We start from the raw sequence: 25467 nt of genomic DNA on the forward strand, positions 1-25467 counted from the left end.
TTGTGCCCTGCTTGATTGTTAGCTGTCCAGGTAATCGTCACTGGTGCGAACCCGGGGGCGCTCGCCCCCTGCCATGGGTGCCTTATCCGCATGGAACTGGGATTTGACCCGGCAGTCATCGCACATTTTGATGAGTTGCAGGTTGTCCGGGTTCTTGTACATCCAGTGCTGGTTTTCCAGCTTTTCAACAATTCGGTTGATGGTGCTGGCGACGCCAAACGGCGTGCCACATTTTATGCATTCGAAAGGTTCTTCACCATGAAGTGGCCGGGCACTCAGCGCCTCTTTGGAAAGGTCCAGCCGGGGAATCAGGGTGATGGCGGTTTCCGGGCAAGTGCTGTCGCAGACTCCACATTGAACACACGCATTTTCCGTGAACTGGATTTCGGGCCGGTCCGGATGGTCGCCCAGAGCGCCGGTCGTACACAGCGATACGCACGCCAGGCACAGCGTACACTTATCGGAATCGATCTCTATCGCGCCATAGGGTGCGCCCTTTGGCAGAGGAATAGGCGCCACTACGGTGTCTGACATCGCGGTAAGCGTGACACGGGTGATGTCCCGCCGCCCGCCGACCAGCAGCACGGGGTCGCTTACTCTGCCGGAGTTGTCGCCCGCATTGCACAGTTCGATCGGGTCGATCACTCGAACCCGGCCCGGCGAGTTATGAGTACCTGTCAGCATGGCCTGAGCCAGTTCAACTTCCGCAGCCAGCGCCCGGCGATCTAGCTCGTTATCGGCCAGTATCAGCACTTCGGCATAGCCCGCCCCGAACGCGGCCATGATCTCGGCGTGGCCAATGCGGTCAGTATGCTCCAGTCCCATGGGGATCAGGTCGTCTGCCAGCCCGTCATCGTAACGGGCCAGGTAGGCAATGGCCTCAGCACCGGCACCGAGGGTATGGAAAACCAGGCGCGGGGATTCGTTGGTATGCTCCCGATACACCCTGGCCATCACATCCAGGGCTTGGGTCAGCGCCTCGAACGGGGTTTCGTTCATGGTGATCGCCGACGTTGGGCAAACCGCCGCGCAAGACCCGCAGCCGGCGCAGATGTCCGAATCGATCTGGACATGGTCGCCGGCAGAAAAAATCGCCTCGGTGGGGCAGACGTCCAGACATCGGGTGCAGCCGGGTTGGTTGGCCCGTGAGTGCGCGCACAGGGCTTCTTCCAGCCTGAAATACACCGTTTTTTCGAACTCGCCCACGCGTTCCCGGGCGGTCAGGGCAATGCGCTCAAGCTCTCCGGCCTTTTTCGGGTCGGCCCAGAAATAGCCGTTGCGTTTCTGGTGGCTGGGGAAGGCAGGGGCACCGCCGCGCAGGTCGATAAACACATCGCATTCGCTCCGGGCAGTGGCTTTCGCTGCGCCGTAACCCGGTTCACCGCGACCGGCGGGATTCAGGGTTTGCAGTTGGGCAAATTCCAGCTTGAAGTTGCCCAGCGCGCCATAGGCCCCCGTCAGTTGCCCCCTCGCCATGTCGTACTCGGCAGAAGGCAACTGTATGGGGCCTGCATCAGTCACAATGCAGGTGACGCCCAGATCGTCCTTGACCAGCTCCGCCATCCTGAGTGCCTGCTCAGTCGGGCCGATGATGCAGCAAACGCCGCTGGACTGAATGTTCTTCGAAGGTGCATTTGGGGCCGGTAGCTGGGCCGCAGCAACCAGAGCCGCCTGTTTGCCGGCCAAACGTTCGGGCTTGGCATCCGGAGCACTCCAGCCCGCCCGATCGCGGATATCAATCGTGTAAAGTGGCGCAACGTGCCGGGTCTCGGTGTGTATATCTTCGGCGAGGCGTTCGAACAACGCGGCCTGCTGGCCACAGGCAATCAGTACTTCGTTGCTGGCTCCCAGGTGCTCAGCGGCAATGCCCATGTCGTGGCCGCACAACTGATTCACCGCCACCACTTGCTCGGCGCCGGCAGCGGCCTGCAGCGCCTTCGGGTCGAAACGCTGCGTTTTGTCGCAGGAGCATAACAGTAGGGTTTTATGGGCTGTCATCGGGATTCCTGCTGGTTGCGTTGTTGTTTTCCGTACGCGAATTGGCTTTACTCTGTGAGAATGCCACAGCTATTTACTTTTGGACAATTGGCCAACGGTCGGATTCCTGCTAGTTTCAGTCCAAAATAGGGTAGAGAAGGGTCATGTGCAGTCGAACCGATCACTGGAGACGCGAGTTGCAAGTCGGGGCCGTTGTTCGCCGCTCACCCGGTGTAACCCGTTGGGCGCGTGATATCTGGACGCCGGTGGCCATCATACCGGGAGCGCCGGACGCCTTCTGGAAAGAACTGGTTCACGAGGGAGAGACGGTTGATTACCACGCAGGCACGGTAATGATGGAATTATTCCGCGCCGACGTGGAAGGGTACCTTGTGTCTCTCAATATGACGGTTCCCTCCGTCTGGGTGATTATGGATAAGGATCCGGCGAGTTCGTCGCCATCGGGCTGGGTGGTCAGCTCGGTTACCGCCAGTGCTCATGAAGCACTGGATTCTCTGGATAGCGGCGAGAGCATTGTCGAGCCGGTGCCGGTGCCGGAGTCCATGGCGGCCTGGATCAAAGAGTTTATCGATATGCACTACATAGAAGAGCCTTTCAAGAAACGCCGCCGTGACGAAGTCCGGGTCGATGGCGTTGAGGACGCAAAAGGCGACCCGCGAATCCGCCAGGAAAGTGATGTCTACCGTGCGCCCGCCAACATCAAAAAGCCGAGACTGCAGTGATGGCCGAGTCACGTTTGCAGCGATGGTCGCGCCTTAAGACGCACGCCGACAGGCGCAAGGAAGCTGCGCCCGCGCCCGCTCTTGAGGCTGATGCCTCGCCAGAGGAGCAGGAGTTAGCGCGGAACGAGACCCTGTCTGAGCAAGAGGTTCTCGAAAAATACGGTTTGCCTGATCCCGAGACCATTGAGTTAGGCACCGACGTGACCGGGTTTATGCGCAAAGAAATTCCGGATCTTCTGCGCCGCAAGGCGTTGCGGTCGCTGTGGAGATCCAACCCTGTGCTGGCGGTACTGGATGGTCTCAACGACTACGACGAGGATTTCACGGCTGCCGGCCCCACCATCAAAGGTGCGAAAACCCTGTATAAAGTGGGGCAGGGCCTGATTGATAAAACAGCGAAAGTGGATGAGCCTCCCGGTGACCGAATTGACGGGCCCACGGAGCAACCGGCCCTGACCCCGACAGAGTCTGAAAGCAACCTGGAAGAACCGGAGCCCGAGGGCAAGGCAGAGCTACCGCCGGAGGCGTCCGGCTCTGAGCTAGAAGCTAACGAGTCGGGCCCCGAACCCGGTCGGCACTATCGCCCCAGAATGCGTTTCCAGTAGGTGCTGCCCGGGGCCGCGAGTTGCTTTGGCAGGGAATCGGGCCTATAACAATGGTAGTACAAAAGTTAAGCAACCATGCGAAGGACAGAGATTTGGTGAATACTGCTGAGGCGCAATGCCCGCGTTCGGTTACTGATGAGGATCGAGCGCGGGCGCAAATCTATCAGTTGCTGGGGACTTTGCTCGGCAACCCGCCCTCGGGTGGACTACTTGAGGGACTGGCCTCGTTACAGGGCGATGACACCCCGCTGGGCTCCGCCTCCAGAAACCTGGCCGCTCTCGCTGAACGCACCTCGCCTGCGGATGCCGAGCGAGAGTACAACAACCTGTTTGTCGGGCTCGGCCGCGGCGAACTCCTGCCTTACGCCAGCTATTACCTGACGGGTTTCCTGAACGAGAAACCCCTTGCCGAGTTGCGAACAGACCTGATGGCCCGGGGCATTAAAGCGCGAAACGATGTCAAAGAACCGGAAGATCACATTGGTACGCTTTGCGAGATCATGGCGGGCATCATTACCGGCGAATTCCCCTGCGACAGCGATCTTGTTTCGCAAAAAGCCTTTTTCGACGCGCACCTGGCAAAGTGGGCGGGGTTGTTTTTTACCGATTTGGAAGAAGCGCAAGGTGCCATCTTCTACGCGCCTGTGGGTTCGCTCGGGCGAGCTTTCATGGCCGTAGAAGCTGATGCTTTTGCCATTCAGTAACCGGAGCCTGCACGGTTCCTTCACCCATGGGGAGGTGTCCTATGGATAACCCGAAACCTGAAAACAGTCGCCGCCGTTTCCTGCAAATGGCAGCCACTGCAGCTCCGGCTGCTGTCGCCATGGCGGTTGCGCCGAACGCCGCAGCTGAGGTCGTCAAAAACGACGTTCCGAAAAGCCGTGGTCTGCGCGACACTGAACACACACGTAAGTATTTCGAAACGGCTCGCTTTTGAGGAAGCGTGAATCATTCAAGGTTGCGTGATGCCCCTGAATGATCACACCTCCAATAAAACGAGAATAAGAACAGAGAGGTAAGAGACATGTTAAGGAAGAAGACCAACGGGGTAGCGAAAGGCCCCCGTGCAGGCTCTTTGCTTTCATCTCTCGCTGCCAAAACGCTGGACCGCCGTCAGTTTTTGACGGCGTCTGGTGTTGCAGTGGGGGGCATGGCGGCTTTATCGCTGACATCGGGAAGGGTCGAAGCTGCAACGCCCTCGACTGAAGGCGGGAAAGTCGTCCGGAAAAAGTCTGTTTGCACCCATTGCTCGGTGGGCTGCACGGTTGAGGCAGAAGTCCAGAATGGTACCTGGATCGGGCAGGAACCGGGCTGGGACAGCCCCTTCAACATGGGGGCACACTGCGCCAAGGGCGCATCGGTGCGTGAGCATGCTCACGGCGAGCGTCGTCTGAAGTCCCCGATGAAAATGGTCAACGGCCAGTGGCAGAAGATTTCCTGGGATCAGGCGATCAACGAAATTGGCGACAAAATGCTGCAAATCCGCGACGAGAGCGGGCCGGATTCGGTCTACTGGCTGGGCAGCGCCAAGTTCAACAATGAGCAGGCGTATCTTTACCGGAAATTCGCGGCTTACTGGGGCACCAACAACGTTGATCACCAGGCCCGGATCTGTCATTCAACTACCGTGGCCGGCGTAGCCAACACCTGGGGCTACGGTGCGATGACCAACTCGTACAACGACATCCACAACTCCAAGGCGATTTTCATTATCGGAGGCAACCCCGCCGAAGCGCACCCGGTGTCTCTGCTGCACGTTCTGAAAGCCAAAGAAGAGAACAATGCGCCGCTGATCGTGTGCGATCCGCGCTTCACGCGTACGGCCGCTCACGCGGATGAATACGTGCGTTTCCGGCCCGGCTCAGACGTTGCGTTGGTGTGGGGCCTGCTCTGGCACATTTTCGAGAACAAATGGGAAGACCAGGAGTTCATCCGCACCCGGGTTTGGGGTATGGATGAGATCCGTGAGGAGGTCAAACGCTGGAATCCGGAAGAAGTTGAACGCGTTACCGGTGCGCCGGCGGCCCAGCTGGAGCGGGTCGCCCGCACCCTCGCCAATAATCGCCCGGGTACGGTGATCTGGTGCATGGGTGGCACCCAGCACTCCAACGGTAACAACAACACCCGTGCCTACTGCATTCTGCAGCTGGCGCTGGGCAACATGGGGACCTCCGGTGGTGGCACCAACATTTTCCGGGGGCACGACAACGTTCAGGGCGCCACGGATCTTGGTGTTCTGGCCGACACCCTGCCTGGCTATTACGGCCTGAGCGCGGGCGCCTGGGCCCATTGGGCACGGGTCTGGGAAGAGGATCAGGATTGGCTGAAAGGCCGGTTCGCCGTGTGGGACAAAAATGGCAAATCCAAAGCCATGATGAACGAGAAGGGCATTCCGGTGTCCCGCTGGATCGACGGCATTCTGGAAGCAAAAGAGAACCTCGAACAGCCGGACAACACCCGGGCCATGGTGCTCTGGGGGCACGCGCCAAACTCCCAGACTCGTATGCTCGAGATGAAGGAAGCCATGGAAAAGCTGGATCTTCTGGTTGTCGTGGATCCCTTCCCGACGGTTTCAGCGGTGCTGCACGATCGCAAAGACGGCGCCTACCTGCTGCCGACCACCACCCAGTTCGAGACCAGCGGTTCTGTAACCGCCTCGAACCGGTCGCTGCAATGGCGTGAAAAAGTGGTCGAGCCGCTGTTTGACTCGAAAGTCGACCACGAAATCATGAAACTGTTTGCGGACAAGTTCGGTTTCACCGATCGGCTGTTCCGCAACATTGCTATTGAAGGCGATGAGCCCGTCATCGAGGATCTGACCCGCGAATTCAACCGCGGTATGTGGACCATTGGTTACACGGGCCAGTCGCCTGAGCGCCTCAAGAAGCACATGACGTACCAGCACCACTTCGACAGGACCACCCTCCGTGCAAATGGCGGGCCTTGCGATGGAGACATTTACGGTATGCCTTGGCCTTGTTGGGGCACAGCAGAGATGAATCATCCGGGCACACCGAATCTTTACGATCTCTCCCTGCCCGTCTCCAAAGGTGGCCTGACCTTCCGGGCCCGGTTTGGTGTTGAGCGTAATGGCGAGAGTCTGCTGGCAGACGGCGTATATTCGAAAAACTCCGACATCAAGGACGGGTACCCCGAGTTCACCATGCAGATGCTGATGGACCTGGGCTGGGACGGCGACCTGACCGTCGAAGAGCGTGCCACCATCGACGCCATTGCCGGCCCGAAAACCAACTGGAAGACCGATTTGTCCGGTGGCATACAGCGTGTTGCCATCAAGCATGAGTGCGCGCCCTTTGGTAACGCCAAAGCGCGGACGGTGGTCTGGAACTTCCCGGACCCGGTGCCGATTCACCGCGAGCCCCTGTACACCACCCGGCGCGATCTCGTTGCGGATTATCCAACCTATGCTGACAAAACGTTCTGGCGTGTCCCGACCTTGTATGAGTCCATTCAGAAGAAGGACTTCAGCAAGGAATTCCCCATTATTCTGACCTCCGGCCGTCTGGTCGAGTATGAAGGTGGCGGCGACGAGACCCGCTCCAATCCCTGGCTGGCGGAGTTGCAGCAGGATATGTTCATTGAGGTGAATCCGCGGGATGCGAACAACCTGAATATTCGTGACGGCAAAGACGTGTGGGTCGCCGGGCCGGAAGGCGGGCGTATCAAGGTCAAGGCCCTGGTCACCGAGCGTGTCGGCGAAGGCGTTGCCTTTATGCCGTTCCACTTCGGCGGGCACCTGGAAGGCAAATCGCTGCGGGATAAGTACCCCAAAGGTGCAGATCCCTACGTTCTGGGTGAATCTACCAACGTTGTTCAAACATACGGGTATGACTCGGTCACGCAGATGCAAGAGACCAAAGCCACCCTGTGTTCGATTATGCCGGCATAACAAGAGGTGTAGATCATGGCACTTGAAGGACAAGCACGCGCAAAATTCCTTTGCGACGCCGAACGCTGCATCGAATGTAATGCCTGCGTAACGGCCTGTAAAAATGAGCATGAAGTTCCCTGGGGCATCAACCGCCGGCGCGTGGTCACCATTGAAGATGGCAAGCCCGGCGAGCGCTCGATCTCGGTGGCTTGTATGCACTGCTCCGACGCGCCTTGCATGGCCGTGTGTCCGGTGGATTGTTTCTACCAGACCGAAGACGGCATTGTGTTGCACTCCAAGGATCTGTGCATTGGTTGTGGGTATTGTTTCTACGCCTGCCCCTTTGGCGCACCGCAGTTCCCGCAAGCGGGCAACTTCGGCAGCCGGGGCAAAATGGACAAATGCACGTTCTGTGCAGGCGGCCCTGAAGAAGACAATTCCACGGTTGAGTTTTCCAAATACGGGCGTAACCGTATCGCAGAGGGAAAATTGCCACTGTGTGCGGAAATGTGTTCGACCAAAGCTTTGTTGGCCGGTGATGGCAACGAGGTGGCCGACATCTATCGCCAGCGCGTGGTGAGCCGTGGTTTCGGTTCAGGCGCCTGGGGATGGGGCACAGCCTACGAGAAGAAGGGTGCATAAGTTTGCCCGGGTGTTCGGGGGCCTTGCGGCCTCCGAACCTCTGCAGGCTACGAATTCTTCTTGTTGATTCCGCTGGAGTGCTCGCATGAACTTAAAGCTATTGGCGGTTGCTGTCTTTGTGCTGGCAGCACTGTCTTTCAATTCCGTCTGGGCGGAAGACGCCCCGGCGGTTGACCGGACAGCGACCGGGGGGGCTCAAACCCTGGAGGACATTATGGCTCGTCAGCGGCAGCTGAAGCTCGACGAGTCTTTCCGGTCCGAAAATCTGGGCGATCCCGCCAGTGCGGCGCCGATCACCGAACAGTTAGGTACACGGGGCGGAGTGTCTGACGCGGACACCTATCGTTCCATCCGGTACAACGAATTTGACGCCCGCACGCAGGTGCGGGGTCCGGCTGCCGGCGTTTTGATTCAGGACGGCGGTATTTCCTGGTACAAGCTCCGTGAGGGGCCGTTGATAACCTACGGCGGTGGCGCGCTGCTGGGGTTCATTGCCCTGCTGGCGGCATTTTACCTGATTCGCGGCAAAATCATGATCGACGGTGGCCCTGCAGGCACCACGATTCAACGGTTCAAAGCTATTGAGCGGTTTGGCCACTGGTTGTTGGCCGGCTCGTTCATCGCACTGGGCATAACCGGGCTCATTACCCTGATGGGGCGGAGTTTCCTGATCCCTGTGTTGGGGCCGGATGCGTTTGCCACGTTGGCTGCGGGCTCCAAGTGGGTGCACAACAACATCGCCTGGTCGTTCATGCTGGGGTTGATCATGACGTTTGTGATGTGGGTGGCGCACAACATCCCCAATAAACTGGACTGGCAGTGGCTGAAGGCGGGCGGCGGTATTTTTACCAATTCCCATCCTTCAGCAAAGAAATTCAACGCCGGCCAAAAGATCGTTTTCTGGGCCGTTATGGTACTGGGCTTCTCGCTCTCCCTGTCGGGCCTGTCGTTGCTGTTCCCGTTTCAACTGCCGATGTTTGCCGAGACATTTGGCGTGATAAACAGTCTTTTGGGCACAGAGTTCGCAACGGACCTGACGCCCCATGAAGAAATGCAGTATGCCAATATCTGGCACTCGATTATGGCCTTTGTCATGATGCTCGCCATTATTGCCCACATATACATCGGGACCATTGGAATGGAAGGTGCCTTCGATGCCATGGGTAGCGGTCAGGTTGATCTGGAATGGGCTCGCCAGCACCACGATCTGTGGGTGGCCGAAGCCGAGGCGAAACAAACCAAAGGAGACGTTTCTTGAAAGCTATGATTGCCGCCTTTGCTGCAGCCTTGATCATTGCTGTTGCGGCCCCGGTTGTTCTGGGTCAGTTCGGGTGGTCGTCAGCCGAACAGGGAAGCAGCGCAACGAGCGTGCGTCTTGACTGAGCATGCCAGCGCACATCAGATCGATGCGGTCGGTCTGGTGTGCCCGCTGCCGGTGTTGCGCTTCAAAAAGCGCATTCAGGGATTGCCCAGCGGAACAGTGGTGGAGTTTTTGGCCGATGACCCCACCAGTCGCCGGGATTTGCAGGCGCTGTGCGAGATTGCCGGGCATCGGCTGGAATGGGTCCGGGAAGAGGACGGTGGCATCCTGCGTTACTGTGTTTGCCTGGCCTAGGGTGCCTGGGCGGCGGCGGGAGTTATTTACTCCAGGCTTCCCCGCGGGCAAGATCCGACGCCTTTTGTTCTACCCAGTGTTCGCCGGTTTCCGAAAGTTCTTTTTTCCAGAACGGAGCGGAGGTTTTCAGCGCATCCATAATAAACTCGCAAGCTGCGAACGCATCGCCGCGGTGAGCACTGCACACGCCGACAAACACGATCTGATCCTGCAGCAGTAACTTACCAACTCGGTGAATAACCCGGGCCTTACGCACATCCCACCGTTGCGACGCTTCTTCTATCAAGTCGGCGATAACTTGCTCTGTCATCCCCGGATAGTGTTCCAGAAACAATCCGGACACGTTCCGGGTATCGCCGGAATCTCGAACCAGCCCGGTGAAGGTGGCAATCGCCCCCGTGCCAGCACCGCTGTCACGTAGCGCGGTGTATTCGGCGCCGGTGTCAAAATCTTCGGTTTGAATGCTGATCATGCTAACCCCCTGTTACTGGCGGAAAAAACGCGACCTCATCCCCGGCTTTGACGGCCGACGAGGGTTTCGCCATCGCCTGGTTAATGGCAATCATTACGGGCTGGTCGCCTTGCAGTTGCGCCCAGGGGCCTCCGCGGCGGGCGAGCTCTGCCAGCAAATCCCCTGCCGTCTGATCTTTACTGGCCGGCAATGTAAGTTGTTCCGCCCCCAGTTCCTCACGGAGGCGGGCAAAAAAACGGACGGTAATGATCTGTTCAGTCATATCAGCTCAGTAACTCAGTGAATGGGTAGTAGGTGAGCAGGCTACCTGCGGCAAGGGTGCTGTGCTCAGGAACGACTGCCAGGCCATCGGCCCAACAGGCCGAGCTCAATACCCCGGAGCTCTGGTTCGGGTTCGCGCTGACCCGGGTTTCGCCATCAACAGATTCAATGCGGGCACGAACAAATTCCCTGCGTACCGAAGGCGAGGTCACATCAAACCCGGCCGGTAACTGCTGACCCACAGGGTGAACGCGCAATCGACCCTGGCAGGTGCGGATATAGGGCATCACAACCATCAGGAAGGTCACCAGTACGGACGCCGGGTTACCGGGCAGGCCAAATATCGGGGTTCCTTTGACCGCGCCAAAGGCCAGTGGCTTGCCGGGTTTGATGGCCAGGCGCCAGAGCGACAGCTCGCCGGAGGCTTCCAATACCGCCCTTACGTGATCCTCTTCACCCACGGAAACGCCGCCGCTGGTGATGATCAAATCGGCCTGAGTAGCTGCGCGCTCCAGCGTTTCCTGCGTGGCCGCCCGAGTGTCCTTCAGGGTTTCACTCAGCACGACCTCGCAGCCGGCCTCTGCCAGCAGAGCGAGCAGGGTAAAACGGTTGGTATTATAAATCTGCCCGGGCCCCAGCGGCTGTCCCGGGTCGACCAGCTCATCGCCGGTAGACAGAATCGCAACCCGTGGTTTTTTTACCACGGTAACCTCGGCCAGGCCCAAAGAGGCGAGCAGGCCCATTTCCTGGGCGCGGATTTTCGTGCCTTTGACCAGTGCCAGGCTGCCCTGTGCAAGATCCTGACCGCGCCGTCGGATGTTCTGGTTGGCCATTACCTCGGCATTAATCCGAATGCTGCCATCGGTTGCCTCCACCCGTTCCTGCATGACCACGGTGTCGGCCCCCGCCGGAATTTCCGAGCCGGTAAAAATGCGGGCGGCGGTCCCGGGTTGCAGTGGGGCCGGGGCCGAGCCTGCGGGAATCCGGTCGGAGACCGGAAGAGCCCGGTCGGGCGCGTAATCTTCGGCACGCAGGGCGTAGCCATCGACCGCGCTGTTATCGGCCGGAGGCACATCGGCCGGTGCCTGATAATCCTGTGCCAGTATGCGTCCGCAACTCTCCGTGAGCGGCAGGTGTTCGGTCGCGGTTATCACCGGAGCCTTGTCCAGCAGGTGAGCAAGTGCTTCTTCAACTGGCGTGAGCGGGGCTTTCATGATCGTTGTCTCCGAATTCAGAACTAACGTGTTGCGCGGTTTCCAATCACCTCGTGAAGCCGTTCGACGGCGCGCTGCGGCTTCAGCCCAACCAGAGTCGAAAAATTACACGGGCCGTGGCGGCTGTCCAGTTGCGAACTCAGGATGCCATTCCAGCCCGTTCGACACGCGCCTGTCGAGCCGGGCAGACAGAAAATGACCGTGTGATTGGCAAGACCGGCAAAGGCCCGGGACTGAATGGTAGAGCTGCCAATTTCCGCCGCCGACAGCCGCCGGAACTCTTCCCCGAACCCTTCAATTGACTTGTCCAGCAGCGGTTTTACTGCTTCCGGCGTGCTGTCCCGTGCGGTAAAGCCGGTGCCACCGGTAATGATGATGGCCTGGACCTCCTGCTCTGCAACCCAGGATGATACCGCAGCGCGGATCAAATAAACGTCGTCCGGCAGAATGCGCCGTGAAATCAGCCGATGACCAGCTTCCACCACGCTGTCCTCAAGAAACTGGCCGGAGGAATCCTGATCAAAGCCGCGGGTATCAGAGACGGTAAGAATCGCTATGTTGAGGGGCTTGAGTTCATTCGTGGGTTCAGTGCTCATGGGAAAGTGCTCCGGAAATCACAAGGAAAAGGTTGCCTGTCAGTATCCCTTCCAATGGCGGGCAATGGAAGGGAGTAACCCGTCGGAGGGAGTTGCACGGACGTGTACGCGGGCATTTTCGGTGAAAGTTGGTGTTAATTTGCCCAGTACACTTGACAGATCCGGTCAAGGTGGTCGATTATGCTCGCAACCCGGCGAACAGATGTTCCCACTCTACGGGTGCAAGCAATTATATCCGGCTTCCCTCTACACCGGATGCTCCATCAGCCAGCACCTTGTTTCAATATATATGTGTATTATCAACGCGCTCAGGGGCACCCCTGTCATTTCAACAGTCGTTTACTTCCATTCCTGAAAACTCAACAAACTATGAATCTTACTGAACTCAAGCAGAAATCCGTGCCCGAATTGCTCGACATCGCGCAAGAAATGGGCCTCGACAACCTGGCTCGTTCGCGCAAACAGGATGTGATCTTTACCATCCTGAAAAAGCACGCCAAAAGCGGCGAAGACATTTACGGTGACGGCGTACTGGAAATTCTGCAGGATGGTTTCGGTTTCCTCCGTTCCGCTGATGCCTCCTACCTTGCCGGCCCGGACGATATCTACGTTTCCCCCAGTCAGATCCGCCGTTTCAATCTGCGGACCGGTGACACGGTTGCGGGCAAGATCCGGCCGCCGAAAGACGGCGAGCGTTACTTTGCACTCCTGAAAGTCAATGAGATCAATTTTGACAAGCCGGACAATGCCCGTAGCAAGATCCTGTTTGAGAACCTGACACCGCTGTTCCCCCAGGAACGGTTGATGCTGGAGGCCGGTAACGGCAGTACCGAGGATCTCTCGTCCCGGGTTCTGGACCTGGTGGCGCCTATCGGCAAAGGCCAGCGGGGCTTGATCGTATCCCCGCCCAAGGCCGGTAAGACGCTGTTGATGCAGGGCATTGCCCAGTCCATCACCCGGAACAATCCGGAATGTCATCTGATGGTGCTGTTGATCGATGAGCGTCCGGAAGAAGTGACCGAGATGCAGCGGACCGTTCGCGGTGAAGTTGTTGCATCGACCTTCGATGAGCCGCCTGCGCGCCACGTTCAGGTAGCCGAGATGGTTATCGAGAAAGCCAAACGCCTGGTTGAACACAAAAAAGATGTGGTGATTCTTCTTGACTCGATCACCCGTCTGGCGCGGGCTTACAACACGGTGATTCCTTCCTCGGGTAAGGTTCTGACCGGTGGTGTGGACGCCCATGCCCTGGAGAAGCCGAAGCGCTTCTTCGGTGCGGCCCGTAATGTCGAGGAAGGCGGTAGCCTGACGATTCTTGCGACGGCTCTGGTGAACACCGGGTCGAAAATGGACGAGGTGATTTACGAGGAATTCAAGGGCACCGGTAACATGGAAGTGCACCTGGACCGCAAGATCGCCGAGAAGCGGGTGTATCCGGCCATCAATATCCGCAGCTCCGGCACACGCCGTGAAGATCTTTTGATGTCCGAAGCTGACATCCAGCGTGTATGGATTCTGCGCAAATTGCTGCACTCTATGGACGACGATACCGCCGCCATCGAGTTCCTGCTGGATAAACTCAAGGACACCAAGACCAACGACGAGTTCTTCCAGTCTATGAAGCGTCGGTGATCCTGATTCCGTTCTGTTCCGGCCAGGCGCCTTTAGAGGGCGTTGGCCGGACCGGACGGGCGCCCTCCCCGGTATCCCCTCTGATTGACCCGTTCTCCGGCAGGGAGACTGAAGTCCAGACCAGGCAAAACTCCGTAGTACCGTACACCAGAAACGGAGCACATCATGAAATACAATGATCTTCGGGATTTTGTCGGCCAGCTGGAAAAGCTGGGTGAACTCCAGCGCATCAGCGCTGAGGTCGATCCCCATCTTGAAATGACCGAAATCTGCGACCGCACCCTGCGTGCCGGCGGCCCGGCCCTGCTGTTCGAGAATCCGAAAGGTTACGATATGCCGGTGCTGGCTAACTTGTTCGGTACACCGAAGCGGGTAGCGCTGGGTATGGGGCAGAGTGACGTTACGGCACTCCGGGACATCGGTAAATTGCTGGCGTTCCTGAAAGAGCCCGATCCTCCCAAGGGCTTCAAGGATGCGATAGAAAAGCTGCCGCTGTTCCGGCAGGTTATGCGCATGAGTCCCAAGGTTCTGCGCTCTGCGCCGTGTCAGGATGTGGTTATTGAGAAAGACAAGGTGGATCTCTATCAGATCCCCATTCAGCATTGCTGGCCCGGAGACGCCGGACCCCTGGTAACCTGGCCGCTGGTGATTACCCGGGGGCCGAATAAAGAACGCCAGAACCTGGGTATTTACCGTCAGCAGCTGATCGGCCGCAACCGGTTGATCATGCGCTGGCTGAGCCATCGGGGCGGAGCCCTGGATTATCAGGAATTCCGTAAGGCTAATCCAGATAAGCCTTACCCGGTAGCGGTCGCGCTGGGTGCAGACCCGGCCACCATTCTGGGGGCCGTGACACCGGTGCCGGATACCTTGTCGGAGTACGCGTTCGCAGGATTACTGAGGGGCGGCCGCACCGAACTGGTAAAAGCCGGGTTGAGCGATTTGCAGGTGCCTGCCAGTGCGGAGATCGTGCTGGAAGGCTTTATCTATCCGGACGACATGGCACCGGAAGGGCCGTTTGGCGACCATACCGGCTATTACAACGAGGTGGACCAGTTCCCGGTGTTCACGGTGGAGCGCATTACCCACCGCAGAGACCCGATTTACCACAGCACCTACACGGGCCGGCCACCGGATGAGCCTGCCATTCTCGGGGTGGCATTGAACGAAGTGTTCATCCCGATTCTGCAAAAGCAGTTTCCGGAAATCGTGGACTTCTACCTGCCGCCCGAAGGCTGTTCTTACCGGCTGGCCGTGGTCACCATGAAGAAGCAGTATCCAGGCCATGCCAAGCGGGTGATGATGGGGGTATGGTCGTTTCTGCGCCAGTTTATGTACACCAAGTTTGTGATCGTCACCGATGACGACGTGGATGCCCGGAACTGGGAAGATGTGATCTGGGCCATGACCACACGGATGGACCCCAGCCGTGATACCACACTGGTGGAGAGCACGCCGATTGATTATCTGGACTTTGCCTCTCCGGTGTCGGGCCTTGGCTCGAAGATGGGCCTGGATGCCACCAACAAGTGGCCCGGAGAGACCGACCGGGAATGGGGGACCGCGATTGCCATGACCGATGAAGTCAAGCAACGGGTGGATGATATCTGGGACAGCCTGGGTATTGAAATTCCCGGTGCTCGCCCCGACTGACAGGGCAGGAAATGTTTCGTATCCGCCTCCAGCCTGCGGGGCTGGCCTGTGGTGCCGAGCCCGAAGAAGACCTTCTGTCTGCTGCTGGTGCGGCCGGTATCCGGGTACCGGCGGCGTGTCGGAACGGCGTTTGTGAACTGTGTGAAGCCCGGTTATTGAGCGGCCGGGCGCTGAATACGAGAAACCAACATTCTATTGCGGTTGGCGAGCCCTTCATGATGTGCCGGACTCGCCCGCTCGCCGATCTTGAACTGGAGATAACAGCCGTTATGGCATCAGGAGATTACCAGCCTCGCCAATACCAGGCGAAGGTAATGGACGTGCGCTCAATCAGTCACGACGTATATCGTGTGGCTCTGCAGCTTCCCCGCCGCCGGGAAGTGGCGTTTCACGCCGGTCAGTATCTGTCAGTGATTCTGCCCGGTGCCGACCCGTGTTATTTTTCGATCGCCAGTAGCCCTTCTGCCGAGCTGATTGAGCTGCACATCCAGGCTTCGCCGGATTGGGTGTCTGCCCAGAAAGTGATTGATGCGCTTACCTCGGGCCAGGACGTCACGGTTGAACTGCCCCATGGCAAGGCCTGTCTCGCGGCGATGCCAGACAAGCCTCTGCTGCTGGTCGCGGCGGGCACGGGCTTTGCGCAAATGAAGAGTCTGGTGGATTATCTGCGTGAGACCCGTTTCGATCACCCGATCAAGCTGTTCTGGGGCGTGCGCAAACATGAGGATATGTATCTGCGTTCTCTGGCCCAGCAGTGGCAGGACGAGTATGCGCCGTTCACGTTTTTGCCGGTCGTCGGCGACGACGAGGACAACGATTGGGGCGGTCATCACGACCAGTTGGTGCGGGCGGTATTGGCCTCTGGCTTCGACTGGCAGAATGTCGAGGTCCATGCCAGTGGTTCACCCACCATGGTGTATACGCTGATGGATGCCCTCACCGACGCGGGGCTTCCGGCGCCGGCGTTTTTCTCGGATGTCCTGGAGTACGCGCCGCGCAGTTGAGTGCTCTCTGAGATGAAGAAAGGCCGGCGATTGCCGGCCTTCTTGGTTCGCGGGTGTCTCTGGTTCGCCTGGTCAGGCCCGCGGCATGGGCAGGTTCGGTAATCCGTGGTCAGTCTCCAGCCCTTGCATCAGCAGTTTAACACTGGCCTGTTCTTCCCCCATGTGGGCATTCAGGCGACTGAGTTCTGCCAGGGTTTCCCGGCTTCGGCGCAACTTCAGGCTGGTTTCAAAGTATTCCCGTGCTTTACCCCACAGTTCATTACGCAGGCTCAAGCGCCCCAATGCCAGCAGCAGCTCGGGATTGTTGGGTCGATCTTTCAGCCATTGTTCGGCAATCAGTAACTGTTCCTCCGGTTCGTTGCCCTGAACCCGGCCGTAGAGGTTTACCAGCTCGTCACTCCAATGATTGCGCAGCACTTTGCGCAGCAGGGTTTCTGCCTGGGCTTCGTCATTCAGGCCGGCTAACAGCCTGGCGTAGTCCCGGATGGTGTACTCGTCCCGGCGGACAAACCGGGGCAGCTCGTCCCAGAGTTTTGTCAGGGGCTCCAGTGAGGCGTCCGGATTGTCTTCGCGGCTGCGCTGGCACTCTTCTGCGGCCTGTTCAAGCAGGTTATGCCAGACTTGTCGTTCCAGGTCGTTCAGCTCTTTTTCTGTCAGGACACTGCGCTTGCGCAGTTCAGGGATCAGTCGTGACAGCTCGCGCCAGTCTTCCAGCCGCAGGTATGCGTTCTTCAGCAGTTTGAGCACAAACGGATGGTTCGGTGACTCCTTGCGCAGGCGTAACAGCGTGGCCAGTGCCTGTTCGGGCCGGTTACCGGCCAGTTGCAGTTGGGCCTGGGTCAGGCCGACGGCCATGCTGGAGCCTGGCGTGCTCTCGAAGGCCTTGCGCAGGAGTTCATCCACCGCCGGGTGATCGCCGGATTCAAACGCAGCCTGAGCGGCCGCCAGATAATTAATCAGGGGCGTGTCCGCATGATCGGCGGCACTGGTCAGGAGCTTGCGGGCGCGGGGCCAGTTGCCTTCCGCCAGGGAGAGGAGCCCCCGGGTGGTTCTGCGCCGGGCACGGCGTTCGTTGCCGCGGGAAATCCAGCCCGCCATCACGCTGGTGCCCTGGCGGAACCTGCGCACCGTGTTAATGATGGCGATGCTCAGCAAGACGGTGACAAGGATCAGGGCCAGACCGACCCAGAAGTTGGTTTCGATCAGGTAGTGGCCCAGGCTTATGCGAATGTAGCCGAGATCGTAGGTCAGGCCCATGGAGAGCCCGGTGCCCACCAGCAGAGCGATGAGCAGGAGCAGCAGTACGCGGATCATGAGCTTTCGCCTCCATCAGCCGCGTCGCTGGTGCTCTTCTCTTCGCCGGCGTTGAGACGCCCGGCCAGCCGTTCTTTCAGAAGATTCAGTGACTGGCTGATATCCGGTAGCTCGGGATCGACGTCACGCCCGACAAGGCCGGTCAGTGTCTCGTTGAGCCCGCGGATGGCAGGGTTGGTGGTGTCGTACCAGTCATTGATGGTGTTGATGGCCTTGTTCAGGGCCCGTTCATACAGCGGCTGATTGCCCCGTAAAACCGCCATTTCCGCCTCTTCCAACATCAGTTGCAGGTTAAGGCGGGCCCAGGCGCTCTGGTCGGGTGAAAGCAGCGGCTTGACGGGTTCGTCCATGCGGCGGATAACCACGACTTCCTTGAGAGTACCGAGGAACCGGTTCCAGCCTCGGGTAAACATATTACTGCCGTCAGCCGGCGCATTCTGGTCTTCGGTCATGCTGAAGCCCGGCGCCCGGTCCCCGATCAGGGCCTGGTCGGTCAGCTCGCCGACGCTGGCGATGGCCGCCTCCAGCCTCAGGTAGAGTCCGGTTCGGTCGACACCCTGTATACCCTTCAGTGACTGGACTTCCCGAGCCAGCTGCTGCCGCACAGGGTAAACGCCGATATCGTCTGATTCCCGCAACACCTCATCGGCGGATTCCAGTGCTGACAGTGCACCACGGATGTCCTTCTCGATCAGCAGCCGTTGATTGGCAATGCGCAGCAGGTATTCGGCTTCCGCCAGTAACCAGTCGGTACGGGTGCGATTGCCCGCTTCCAGTAGTTCCCGGGCGTTGTGATCAATCTGTCGCTGCTGGGTCGCGATCAGCTCACGCTGTTCGGCGAGCCTCGTCTCCAACGCCTGAAGCCGTTCGCTCTGGGCATTGCCGCGGTTGCCGTAAAGGTCTTCAAGCTGGCCGGTGTCCTGTCTGAGCTCCTGAATAACCTGCAGGGTGGCCTGACGGGCCTGCCACTGCTGCCAGTTCCACAGGGCCAGTACGACCGCCAGAACCAGGGCCAGAAGCGCGACAATCCAGACCGGCCAGAGACGGGGAGATTCAGGCCTGGTGGTTTGTGCGGGAGCAGGGAGTTGTTTTGTTGTTTCAGTCACGGGCATCCTTACTGGGTTATCCGTTGTCACCGGCCTCCTGCGACAGGCAGGAAGCAACATGGGCGACCAGGTCGTCATCGTTCAGGCTGGCCGGCACCAGAGGGCTTCGAAAGCCCAGCGTTCGCGCCTGTTCAGCCACACGCTGCGCAGGCACCACGATCAGGGCCGGCGGCAGGGGCGCTTGGTGCCTGGCACCCAACGCCACCAGATTGTTCAGAGTTTCACCGGAAAGCGCAATCACCACATCCGGACAAAAATCGGCAAAAGCGCTCTGTACCTGTTTTGCAGAATAGTACGGCAATGAGCGCCGGTACAGGGGCAGGGTGGTAATCTGTGCGCCCCGTTGGGTCAGCGTCTGCCGGATCAGTTCCCGACCATGCTCGCCCCGGGCCAGCAGAACTTTTTCACCGTCCAGCCGTTGCAGTGACGCCAATGCCAGCAGGGCCTCACTGGTCCAGCCCGTAGCGGGCATCCTCGCCTTCAGCCCGTAATCGCGGAATACCGCGGCGGTTCCGGCGCCGACGCCATACCATTGGATACCGGTTGGCAGCTGCGGCCACCATTGGTCAATCTCGTCCAGAAGCCGGCGCGCGGCGTAGGGGCTGACCGCGATGATGTGGGAAAAATTGTCCAGTTCCTGGAGGATGGTGCGTTGTTCGGGTGTTTCGGGCAGCGGCTCGCGCACCATCATGGGCATCACTTTCACGCTGGCACCCGCCCGGCGAAACGCCTCAGCCAGTCGGCTGGCTTCCGGTTCGGGCCGACAGACCAGTATCCGTCGGCCCTCAAGAGCTGGCTGTTGTTCTGCCTTAGCGCGGAGTGTGGCCATAGATTTCAGCAAGTACCTTGTCGGCGCCCATAGACAGCAGCTGTTCCCCCAGTTCGCGGCCAAGCCGTTCGCCCTCGGCACGGGGAGCCCGGCCTTCGACCCGGAACACCTGTGTGCCGTCAACAGCCCCCACCAGCCCGCGCAGCCAGAGGGTGTTATCGTCTTCGAGCAGGGCATAGGCGGCAATCGGAACCTGGCAGCCGCCTTCGAGACGACGGTTCAGGGCTCGTTCGGCCTTGACCCGGTCGGCGGTGTCGTCGTGATTCAGCGGCGCGAGCATAGCCCGTAATTCGGCATCATCCAGTCGGCACTCGATCCCGAGCGCGCCTTGCCCCACGGCAGGCAGAGAGAAAGTGTCCGGCAGGCAGTAGCGAATGCGATCCTGGAAACCCAGGCGCTTAAGGCCGGAGCTGGCCAGAACAATGGCGTCGTAGTCGCCGGCATCCAGTTTCGCCAGGCGGGTATTGACGTTACCGCGCAATACCCTGATTTGCAGATCCGGGCGGTTGGCGCGCAACTGGGCTTCCCGGCGCAGACTGGCCGTGCCCACCACCGCACCCTGCGGCAGCTGATCGATATGATCGTAGTGGTTGCTGACAAAGGCATCGGTGGGGTCTTCCCGTTCGCAAATGGCGACCAGCCCCAGGCCTTCCGGGAATTCCATGGGCACATCTTTCATGGAGTGCACAGCCAGATCCGCGCGACCGTCGATCATGGCCTCTTCAAGTTCTTTGACGAACAGGCCCTTGCCGCCAATCTTGGCCAGTGGCACATCCAGAATCTTGTCGCCCTGAGTCTTGATCTTGATCAGCTCAACGTCGACGTTGTCATGCAGCCTTTCCAGCTCAGCCTTGATGAATTCTGCCTGCCACAGCGCCAGTGCGCTGCTGCGGGTTGCGATGCGAAGAGTACGTTTGGACATGTCACTCACTGTCGTTCGGGAGAATGAGCCCCAAGGTTACCTTGTGGCAGCAAAAAAGTCCCGCGATCGGCCCGGCCTACCCCGTCAGGGGGAGGGCTGATGTTCCTGCAGCCACTGGCGGACATGGCTGCTATGACGACGACTGACCGGTAACAGGACATGACTGTCCCTCAGGGCCAGAAGGTTCTGGCCATCGGGCGAGCGCCGCAAACCCTGGATAAAGCGAACGCCGACCAGGGTTGTGCGGTGGATTCTCAGAAGGTGGTCTGGATAGGCCTGTTCCAGTTCTTTGAGCGTGTAGTCGCACACGGTTTCGCCGTCGCGGTGGTGCAGAGTGACGTACTTCTGGTCTGCCTCGCAGTAGTAAAGTTCTGCCAGGTCGATGAGTTCCGTGCCCCGGTGCGTGCGCACTGCCAGCTGGTCGTTCGCGCCATTGGCACTCTGCGCCAGCGCTTGCCGCTGCACACGGTTGAGCTTGCCGGCCCGGGCCAGCGCATCGGCCAGGGCCTCGCGGCGTACCGGTTTGAGCAGGTAGGCGACAGCGCGCACCTCGAAAGCCTGGATGGCATAGTGGTCGTAAGCGGTGCAAAAGATAACCGCCGGCGGGTTGTCCAGCCGGCTCAGCCGGTCGGCGGCTTCCATGCCGTCCATGCCGGGCATACGGATATCCAGCAGCAGGATGTCCGGTTCCAGTTCGGCCACCTTGCGCAAGGTGTCATTGCCATCGACCGCTTCGCCGCCAACCCGGTAGCCGGGCAGAGCTTCAAGCAGGCGTTTGATGCGCTCCCGGGCCAGAGGTTCGTCGTCGGCAATCAGTACGCACTTGTTGTCTTCCATGGTTACTTCCGTGTTCCTTGCTGACGGGTTCCGGCATTGATGCTGCGCCGGGGCAGGCGCAGCGTCACCGTGTAGGTATTGCCCTGGCGGCTGTGCTTGAGCACGGCCGGCTCGCCAAACAGGGCCTGCAGCCGGGCCTGGGTGTTGCTCAGGGCGACCCGGTTTCCCTGATGCTGCCGTTCGGTGGATTCCGGCGCGGGATTTTGAACCAGAAGGTAGACGAAGTGATCTTTGGCAGATACCTCGACCCGCACGGTGCCACCCTCGGGCCGCGGCTGAACGCCGTGATAGATGGCGTTTTCCACCAGCGGCTGCAGGGTCAGGGGCGGTATGACCTGTTGCTCGAGCCCGGGCTGAATATCCCACTCCAGCCGCAGGCGTTCCCCCAGTCTCAGGGACTCGATCGCCAGGTAACGCTGGCACAATTCCAGTTCCCGGCTCAGCGGGATGAGCTGATCGTCCGTGCGCAAGCTGGCGCGGAAAAGCTCTGAAAGATCCAGCACGGCATCTTCCGCCTGTTCCGGATGGGTGGCAATCAGGCTGGCAATGGTGTTCATGCTGTTGAACAGAAAGTGGGGCTGGATCCGGGCCTGCAAGGAGGTCAGCCGGGCCTGCATTTCTGCTTCGCGTTGTTGCTGCCACTGATGCTGCAGGTAAAAATACCGCAACACCATCAACACAATCAGCAGCGCCAGTAACAGTTTTTTGGCGACACCGTGCCATTGTTCGGCGCCTTGGTAGGGGTGCAGAACGCTGTCGGCAAACAGGCTGAAGGCAAGGACATCCAGCAGCACGATGGCGACGATGGCGCCGGTGGCGCGGCTGGTGGTCATGCGGGCCAGCCGCGGTCGCAGCAGGCAAATTAATGCGGCACTGGTCAAGGTGGTCCACTGAACAAACAGTGACAGCAAACCGAAGTAATTCCAGTCGATCCAGCCCGCCTCTGCCTGCACGATGGCCAACACCAGTACCAGCAGCTCACTGGTGATCAGCAGCATGAAGACCGCACGCACCCGGCACAGGTCTGGCACGTAGAAGCTGCCGGTGTCTTTTTTACGGATGCCGTGCTCGGGTTGCAGGGGGAGTCTCCTTAACCGGGGTCGGAATGCTATACTGCGGCAACTTTTCACTTATCCATTGCCGGCACGATGATGCCGGGCTGTCAGCAGGAAAGATAGACCATGTTTTGTACCCTCTAAACTGTAACCTTTGTTTCAGTGGGTAGTTTAGATCGCTAAGACTACGATTCCGTGCTTCCAGTTATCCTGTTATTTCTCTTCTCAAACACAATATCTTTTGTGCTTGTCCCGAAGTTGAGATTAGAACTTTCTTATCGACAGATGGCCATGTTTGAACTGCAAACAAACATCCTCTGAGCTTTGGCACCAAATGATGAAAAGCATACAGGGTCGTAGCCTCAGTATCGGCAGATGCTGTTCCATAATATAGCGTGGTGGCGAAATAGTTAGGCACAGGTTAACGGCAACGTGATTGGTGTCTGGTACTCGCACCTGCGCTCCGGGGCAACAAATTCATAGAAATCTGTCTGTCATTGGTATGAATGTCAGGATACTCTCACTATTTGCACTATTATGGTGCGCCATCCCCTGACAAAATGCTGCGCTAGAGAAGTTTTTGGCCAAATATTGTCCAAATAATGACGTTATTAAGCGAAAGTGTTGCCTGAAGCACTGAAGATGTTGCCCTGCACAGGTGCGCCCCTCATGCGTCGAAAGCCAGTCGAAATGTACGATGATTACGCCCCTGCATCGGAAAATAACGCTCTGGTCAGATTTATCTAATCCATCCTGGAGCTCAGAAGACTGCTTTCTATTCCAGGGTTTCCACATTAACCTCATCTGACCGACCCCGGTGAAACTGTATGCCGAGATTGCTGGCTCTGCCAAATGACGAGACCATGAACGACCAAAAGCTGTTGATTGTAGACCTCGAGGCGACCTGCTGGGGCAGCCGGCACGCCCCGGACGGCGCGCCCCAGAGCATTCACAACATGGAGATCATCGAGCTTGGATGTGTGTTGGCGAGCAGACGAGGCGAAATATTGGATGCCCGCTCGTTTCTTGTCAGACCCACTCGTAATCCTTTGCTGAGCGATTTCTGCACCGAGCTGACAAGTATTACCCAGTCGATGGTGGATGCAGCACCGGCGTTTCCGGAGGTGATTCAGACAATGAACCTTTGGCTTGGCGATCTTTCCAGCGAATTCGTATGGTGTAGTTGGGGCAATTACGATCGCCTGCACCTGGAAGCGCAGAGCCAGCTGGATGGGGCTCAACCGGCGATGTTGGCTTACCCACATTTGAACTTGAAACGTATCTGGCGGCGCACCACTGGCCAGAAGAAAAAGAATGGGCTGGCCCATGCCCTCGCATTTCATGAACTCGCGTTTGTGGGCGCCCACCATCGAGGCATTGATGATGCCCGCAACATTTCAAGGCTGATGCCCTTTATGGATTGGTCTCTCGAGCGCGAGTTGCGGACACCGCCCTCGCAGTTTCCCCTTAATCAGTGAGTTAACCCTGGCTCCGCCGCTCGAGGAAGCGCAATGAAAGTGAATTACACATCGTCCGTTACCGGAAAAAGAGCGACCGTACACGTGGACCAAAGCACCTGGTCGATATTCAAAAAAACACTGGAGATCACCTGCGGTGCCAGGGCATCAACAGATCAGAGGCTATCCGTTTATTACTGGGTCACTGCTTTAGACACGGAATACCGCACTTGGGCGAAAGACGAAACACTGACGTTCGACGCCTACGTCTCAAAGCGCCTCGCTGAGGAAATTCTCATGGATCTGGATGCTATTGGTCGGCATCACCGGAAAGTTGTCTAACCGACGGGCTCTATCGTGACGGCACCAGCACAGTCCAGCCCGTTATTTACGAGTAATGTGAAGTCATCGCCCGGGTGGATTCCCTGGGAGGATGTCTGCACTTTCCGTAACCACCCTTCTGAGCAAAGACCGCTGAAATAGGCCGGCAAGCCTGTCTCTGATACATACGGCTCAGAACGTAATGGCATACTCCAGCTCAGCGGCTGGCCAGCCATGTCCAGATATTCTTCTGCGTACTGAAACTGTGATCCGCTGCCGACCCGCTCCAGGTAACCAGCCAACCGGCCGTACATATACACAACCGCTTTCGTGTGTGTTATGGCCATCGGAGTTACCTTATCGTTAGGGAATGAGTTAAAAAGTTAGAGTTCCATATTAGGCGACGAGGCATACGCAGTGAAGCTGATCTGTATTTCAGACACCCACAGTCTGCACCGGCGAATTCCGGAGATCCTGGATGGTGATGTGTTGATCCATGCGGGTGACTGTCTTGGTCAGGGCACACTGGAGAACATCACAGACTTCAACGACTGGCTGGGAACGTTGCCGCACCGATATAAAATCGTGATTGCCGGGAACCACGACTGGGCCTTCCAGGAAACGCCGCAGCATGCTCGGCAGGCCCTCACCAATGCTATTTATCTGGAGGACAGTGGTGTCGAAATCGAAGGCGTTCGTTTCTGGGGTTCACCCTGGACGCCCACGTTCCTGGATTGGGCGTTTATGCTGGATCGCGGAGAGCCGCTGCAGGAGAAATGGCAGCTCATCCCGGATAGTACCGACGTGCTGATCACCCACGGACCACCAAAAGGCATTGGCGACGAAGCTAATATGGGGTTCAAAAGCCAGAACGTTGGTTGTGCTGACTTGCTTGCCCGCATTCAGGAGCTTGCGCTCAAAGCACACATTTTTGGCCATATCCATGAAGGCTACGGGGAATACCAGCAGGGACAGGCAACGTTGATCAATGCCAGCACCTGCAACGCACGGTATGAGCCGCGGAATGCGCCGATCGTGATTGATCTTTGAGGTGGCCAACGTTGAATAGGGGTAAGTGATATGACAGCCGAAGAACTGATCGCACAGCTACAAAAGCTACCGTCAGAAACACCGGTGCTGGTTGAGGGCTACGAAACCGGCTTTGATGACATTGTCGAGCTCACCCCCGAACAGGTTGTCCGTTACCGGCATGCTCAGGAGTGGGATGGCGAATATCAGACGCTGGACCGGTTCTCCAATACAGAGACCGAAAGGCTGAAAGCTGTGGTGATCCATGGTCGTCGAGGTCACCGGAGGTAA

Annotated in this window: 27 protein-coding genes; 15 read left to right on the top strand and 12 right to left on the bottom strand. The window is 58.5% G+C overall.

Translation table 11 applies throughout. The features are described 5' to 3' along the window. Positions 1-18: 18 nt before the first annotated feature. On the bottom strand, positions 19-1998 hold the full coding sequence (locus ACP2AU_RS05785) for a 4Fe-4S binding protein (RefSeq protein ID WP_426375163.1): 1980 nt from the start codon (positions 1996-1998) through the stop codon (positions 19-21). Between the two features lie 143 nt (positions 1999-2141). On the opposite strand from ACP2AU_RS05785, the gene ACP2AU_RS05790 reads away from it, so the two are divergent. The 8 genes from ACP2AU_RS05790 (at position 2142) to ACP2AU_RS05825 (ending at position 9474) form a co-directional block, all read left to right on the top strand. Then, a complete protein-coding gene (locus ACP2AU_RS05790; RefSeq protein ID WP_426375164.1) occupies positions 2142-2720 on the top strand; it encodes a DUF3305 domain-containing protein in 579 nt (192 codons plus the stop codon). After that, positions 2720-3325, top strand: coding sequence for a DUF3306 domain-containing protein (locus ACP2AU_RS05795; protein ID WP_426375165.1), 606 nt, complete (start codon positions 2720-2722; stop codon positions 3323-3325). The genes ACP2AU_RS05790 and ACP2AU_RS05795 overlap by 1 nt, the downstream gene beginning before the upstream one ends. A gap of 95 nt (positions 3326-3420) precedes the next feature. Then, complete coding sequence (locus tag ACP2AU_RS05800) at positions 3421-4029, top strand: TorD/DmsD family molecular chaperone (protein WP_426375317.1); 609 nt, start codon at positions 3421-3423, stop codon at positions 4027-4029. Positions 4030-4070: 41 nt separating this feature from the next. Continuing rightward, a complete protein-coding gene (locus ACP2AU_RS05805; RefSeq protein WP_426375166.1) occupies positions 4071-4262 on the top strand; it encodes a twin-arginine translocation signal domain-containing protein in 192 nt (63 codons plus the stop codon). Positions 4263-4349: 87 nt separating this feature from the next. Next, complete coding sequence (locus ACP2AU_RS05810) at positions 4350-7235, top strand: molybdopterin-dependent oxidoreductase (protein WP_426375167.1); 2886 nt, start codon at positions 4350-4352, stop codon at positions 7233-7235. A 15-nt stretch (positions 7236-7250) separates the two neighbouring features. Next, the gene (gene fdh3B, locus ACP2AU_RS05815; protein WP_426375168.1) at positions 7251-7859 is read left to right on the top strand and encodes a formate dehydrogenase FDH3 subunit beta; all 609 of its coding nucleotides are present in this window, start codon (positions 7251-7253) and stop codon (positions 7857-7859) included. Between the two features lie 85 nt (positions 7860-7944). Beyond that, entirely contained in the window at positions 7945-9117 is a 1173-nt protein-coding gene (locus ACP2AU_RS05820; RefSeq protein WP_426375169.1) for a formate dehydrogenase subunit gamma, read from the top strand. A 117-nt stretch (positions 9118-9234) separates the two neighbouring features. Beyond that, positions 9235-9474, top strand: coding sequence for a sulfurtransferase TusA family protein (locus tag ACP2AU_RS05825; protein WP_426375170.1), 240 nt, complete (start codon positions 9235-9237; stop codon positions 9472-9474). A 22-nt stretch (positions 9475-9496) separates the two neighbouring features. On the opposite strand, the gene ACP2AU_RS05830 is transcribed toward ACP2AU_RS05825, so the two are convergent. The 4 genes from ACP2AU_RS05830 to moaB are packed head-to-tail and all read right to left on the bottom strand — an operon-like array spanning position 9497 to position 12017. Then, the gene (locus ACP2AU_RS05830) at positions 9497-9946 is read right to left on the bottom strand and encodes a molybdenum cofactor biosynthesis protein MoaE (RefSeq protein ID WP_426375171.1); all 450 of its coding nucleotides are present in this window, start codon (positions 9944-9946) and stop codon (positions 9497-9499) included. Between the two features lies 1 nt (position 9947). Further along, positions 9948-10208 (bottom strand): molybdopterin converting factor subunit 1, encoded by a 261-nt coding sequence (moaD, locus tag ACP2AU_RS05835; protein ID WP_426375172.1) that lies wholly within the window; start codon positions 10206-10208, stop codon positions 9948-9950. 1 nt (position 10209) lies between these two features. Next, complete coding sequence (gene glp, locus ACP2AU_RS05840; protein ID WP_426375318.1) at positions 10210-11424, bottom strand: gephyrin-like molybdotransferase Glp; 1215 nt, start codon at positions 11422-11424, stop codon at positions 10210-10212. Between the two features lie 20 nt (positions 11425-11444). After that, positions 11445-12017: a molybdenum cofactor biosynthesis protein B gene (moaB, locus tag ACP2AU_RS05845; RefSeq protein WP_426375173.1), complete on the bottom strand. Its 573-nt coding sequence runs from the start codon at positions 12015-12017 to the stop codon at positions 11445-11447. 369 nt (positions 12018-12386) lie between these two features. Between moaB and rho the strand changes: the two genes are divergently transcribed. The 3 genes from rho to ACP2AU_RS05860 all read left to right on the top strand — a co-directional run bounded on the left by rho (position 12387) and on the right by ACP2AU_RS05860 (position 16306). Next, complete coding sequence (gene rho, locus ACP2AU_RS05850; protein WP_426375174.1) at positions 12387-13649, top strand: transcription termination factor Rho; 1263 nt, start codon at positions 12387-12389, stop codon at positions 13647-13649. A 165-nt stretch (positions 13650-13814) separates the two neighbouring features. Next, positions 13815-15302 carry a 4-hydroxy-3-polyprenylbenzoate decarboxylase gene (gene ubiD, locus ACP2AU_RS05855; RefSeq protein WP_426375175.1) on the top strand — a complete coding sequence of 496 codons (1488 nt, stop codon included), beginning with the start codon at positions 13815-13817 and terminating at the stop codon, positions 15300-15302. A gap of 11 nt (positions 15303-15313) precedes the next feature. Next, positions 15314-16306 carry a 2Fe-2S iron-sulfur cluster-binding protein gene (locus ACP2AU_RS05860; RefSeq protein WP_426375176.1) on the top strand — a complete coding sequence of 331 codons (993 nt, stop codon included), beginning with the start codon at positions 15314-15316 and terminating at the stop codon, positions 16304-16306. 72 nt (positions 16307-16378) lie between these two features. Here ACP2AU_RS05860 and ACP2AU_RS05865 read toward each other — a convergent pair whose 3' ends face one another. The 6 genes from ACP2AU_RS05865 to ACP2AU_RS05890 form a co-directional block, all read right to left on the bottom strand. Then, positions 16379-17620 (bottom strand): heme biosynthesis HemY N-terminal domain-containing protein, encoded by a 1242-nt coding sequence (locus ACP2AU_RS05865; RefSeq protein WP_426375177.1) that lies wholly within the window; start codon positions 17618-17620, stop codon positions 16379-16381. Further along, on the bottom strand, positions 17617-18732 hold the full coding sequence (locus ACP2AU_RS05870; protein ID WP_426375178.1) for a uroporphyrinogen-III C-methyltransferase: 1116 nt from the start codon (positions 18730-18732) through the stop codon (positions 17617-17619). The genes ACP2AU_RS05865 and ACP2AU_RS05870 overlap by 4 nt, the downstream gene beginning before the upstream one ends. A gap of 10 nt (positions 18733-18742) precedes the next feature. Then, on the bottom strand, positions 18743-19555 hold the full coding sequence (locus ACP2AU_RS05875; protein WP_426375179.1) for a uroporphyrinogen-III synthase: 813 nt from the start codon (positions 19553-19555) through the stop codon (positions 18743-18745). Next, entirely contained in the window at positions 19536-20477 is a 942-nt protein-coding gene (gene hemC, locus ACP2AU_RS05880) for a hydroxymethylbilane synthase (protein WP_426375180.1), read from the bottom strand. The genes ACP2AU_RS05875 and hemC overlap by 20 nt, the downstream gene beginning before the upstream one ends. 84 nt (positions 20478-20561) lie before the next feature. After that, positions 20562-21314: a LytR/AlgR family response regulator transcription factor gene (locus ACP2AU_RS05885; protein ID WP_426375181.1), complete on the bottom strand. Its 753-nt coding sequence runs from the start codon at positions 21312-21314 to the stop codon at positions 20562-20564. 2 nt (positions 21315-21316) lie between these two features. Continuing rightward, positions 21317-22312: a sensor histidine kinase gene (locus ACP2AU_RS05890; protein WP_426375319.1), complete on the bottom strand. Its 996-nt coding sequence runs from the start codon at positions 22310-22312 to the stop codon at positions 21317-21319. Between the two features lie 884 nt (positions 22313-23196). Between ACP2AU_RS05890 and ACP2AU_RS05895 the strand changes: the two genes are divergently transcribed. Together ACP2AU_RS05895 and ACP2AU_RS05900 are read left to right on the top strand one after the other, a co-directional pair. Continuing rightward, positions 23197-23847 carry an exonuclease domain-containing protein gene (locus ACP2AU_RS05895; protein ID WP_426375182.1) on the top strand — a complete coding sequence of 217 codons (651 nt, stop codon included), beginning with the start codon at positions 23197-23199 and terminating at the stop codon, positions 23845-23847. Positions 23848-23880: 33 nt separating this feature from the next. Next, positions 23881-24168 (top strand): hypothetical protein, encoded by a 288-nt coding sequence (locus ACP2AU_RS05900; RefSeq protein ID WP_426375183.1) that lies wholly within the window; start codon positions 23881-23883, stop codon positions 24166-24168. Here the strand turns inward: ACP2AU_RS05900 and ACP2AU_RS05905 are convergent. Beyond that, positions 24165-24494, bottom strand: a complete 330-nt coding sequence (locus tag ACP2AU_RS05905) for a HipA N-terminal domain-containing protein (RefSeq protein WP_426375184.1) — start codon at positions 24492-24494, stop codon at positions 24165-24167. The genes ACP2AU_RS05900 and ACP2AU_RS05905 overlap by 4 nt on opposite strands. A 70-nt stretch (positions 24495-24564) precedes the next feature. On the opposite strand from ACP2AU_RS05905, the gene ACP2AU_RS05910 reads away from it, so the two are divergent. After that, positions 24565-25197 (top strand): metallophosphatase domain-containing protein, encoded by a 633-nt coding sequence (locus tag ACP2AU_RS05910; protein WP_426375185.1) that lies wholly within the window; start codon positions 24565-24567, stop codon positions 25195-25197. A 30-nt stretch (positions 25198-25227) separates the two neighbouring features. Next, positions 25228-25467, top strand: coding sequence for a hypothetical protein (locus tag ACP2AU_RS05915; protein WP_426375186.1), 240 nt, complete (start codon positions 25228-25230; stop codon positions 25465-25467).

The organism is Marinobacter sp. VGCF2001 (assembly GCF_049943275.1).
Taxonomy (GTDB): Bacteria; Pseudomonadota; Gammaproteobacteria; order Pseudomonadales; family Oleiphilaceae; genus Marinobacter.

Bases quoted from the DNA above. Each gene is read 5' to 3' on its own strand.
- ACP2AU_RS05785 (WP_426375163.1), bottom strand. From the start codon at position 1,998: ATGACAGCCCATAAAACCCTACTGTTATGCTCCTGCGACAAAACGCAG.
- ACP2AU_RS05790 (WP_426375164.1), top strand. From the start codon at position 2,142: ATGTGCAGTCGAACCGATCACTGGAGACGCGAGTTGCAAGTCGGGGCC.
- ACP2AU_RS05795 (WP_426375165.1), top strand. From the start codon at position 2,720: ATGGCCGAGTCACGTTTGCAGCGATGGTCGCGCCTTAAGACGCACGCC.
- ACP2AU_RS05805 (WP_426375166.1), top strand. From the start codon at position 4,071: ATGGATAACCCGAAACCTGAAAACAGTCGCCGCCGTTTCCTGCAAATG.
- ACP2AU_RS05810 (WP_426375167.1), top strand. From the start codon at position 4,350: ATGTTAAGGAAGAAGACCAACGGGGTAGCGAAAGGCCCCCGTGCAGGC.
- fdh3B (WP_426375168.1), top strand. From the start codon at position 7,251: ATGGCACTTGAAGGACAAGCACGCGCAAAATTCCTTTGCGACGCCGAA.
- ACP2AU_RS05820 (WP_426375169.1), top strand. From the start codon at position 7,945: ATGAACTTAAAGCTATTGGCGGTTGCTGTCTTTGTGCTGGCAGCACTG.
- ACP2AU_RS05830 (WP_426375171.1), bottom strand. From the start codon at position 9,946: ATGATCAGCATTCAAACCGAAGATTTTGACACCGGCGCCGAATACACC.
- moaD (WP_426375172.1), bottom strand. From the start codon at position 10,208: ATGACTGAACAGATCATTACCGTCCGTTTTTTTGCCCGCCTCCGTGAG.
- moaB (WP_426375173.1), bottom strand. From the start codon at position 12,017: ATGAGCACTGAACCCACGAATGAACTCAAGCCCCTCAACATAGCGATT.
- rho (WP_426375174.1), top strand. From the start codon at position 12,387: ATGAATCTTACTGAACTCAAGCAGAAATCCGTGCCCGAATTGCTCGAC.
- ubiD (WP_426375175.1), top strand. From the start codon at position 13,815: ATGAAATACAATGATCTTCGGGATTTTGTCGGCCAGCTGGAAAAGCTG.
- ACP2AU_RS05860 (WP_426375176.1), top strand. From the start codon at position 15,314: ATGTTTCGTATCCGCCTCCAGCCTGCGGGGCTGGCCTGTGGTGCCGAG.
- ACP2AU_RS05865 (WP_426375177.1), bottom strand. From the start codon at position 17,620: ATGATCCGCGTACTGCTGCTCCTGCTCATCGCTCTGCTGGTGGGCACC.
- ACP2AU_RS05870 (WP_426375178.1), bottom strand. From the start codon at position 18,732: ATGCCCGTGACTGAAACAACAAAACAACTCCCTGCTCCCGCACAAACC.
- ACP2AU_RS05875 (WP_426375179.1), bottom strand. From the start codon at position 19,555: ATGGCCACACTCCGCGCTAAGGCAGAACAACAGCCAGCTCTTGAGGGC.
- hemC (WP_426375180.1), bottom strand. From the start codon at position 20,477: ATGTCCAAACGTACTCTTCGCATCGCAACCCGCAGCAGCGCACTGGCG.
- ACP2AU_RS05885 (WP_426375181.1), bottom strand. From the start codon at position 21,314: ATGGAAGACAACAAGTGCGTACTGATTGCCGACGACGAACCTCTGGCC.
- ACP2AU_RS05890 (WP_426375319.1), bottom strand. From the start codon at position 22,312: ATGCTGCTGATCACCAGTGAGCTGCTGGTACTGGTGTTGGCCATCGTG.
- ACP2AU_RS05895 (WP_426375182.1), top strand. From the start codon at position 23,197: ATGCCGAGATTGCTGGCTCTGCCAAATGACGAGACCATGAACGACCAA.
- ACP2AU_RS05900 (WP_426375183.1), top strand. From the start codon at position 23,881: ATGAAAGTGAATTACACATCGTCCGTTACCGGAAAAAGAGCGACCGTA.
- ACP2AU_RS05905 (WP_426375184.1), bottom strand. From the start codon at position 24,494: ATGGCCATAACACACACGAAAGCGGTTGTGTATATGTACGGCCGGTTG.
- ACP2AU_RS05915 (WP_426375186.1), top strand. From the start codon at position 25,228: ATGACAGCCGAAGAACTGATCGCACAGCTACAAAAGCTACCGTCAGAA.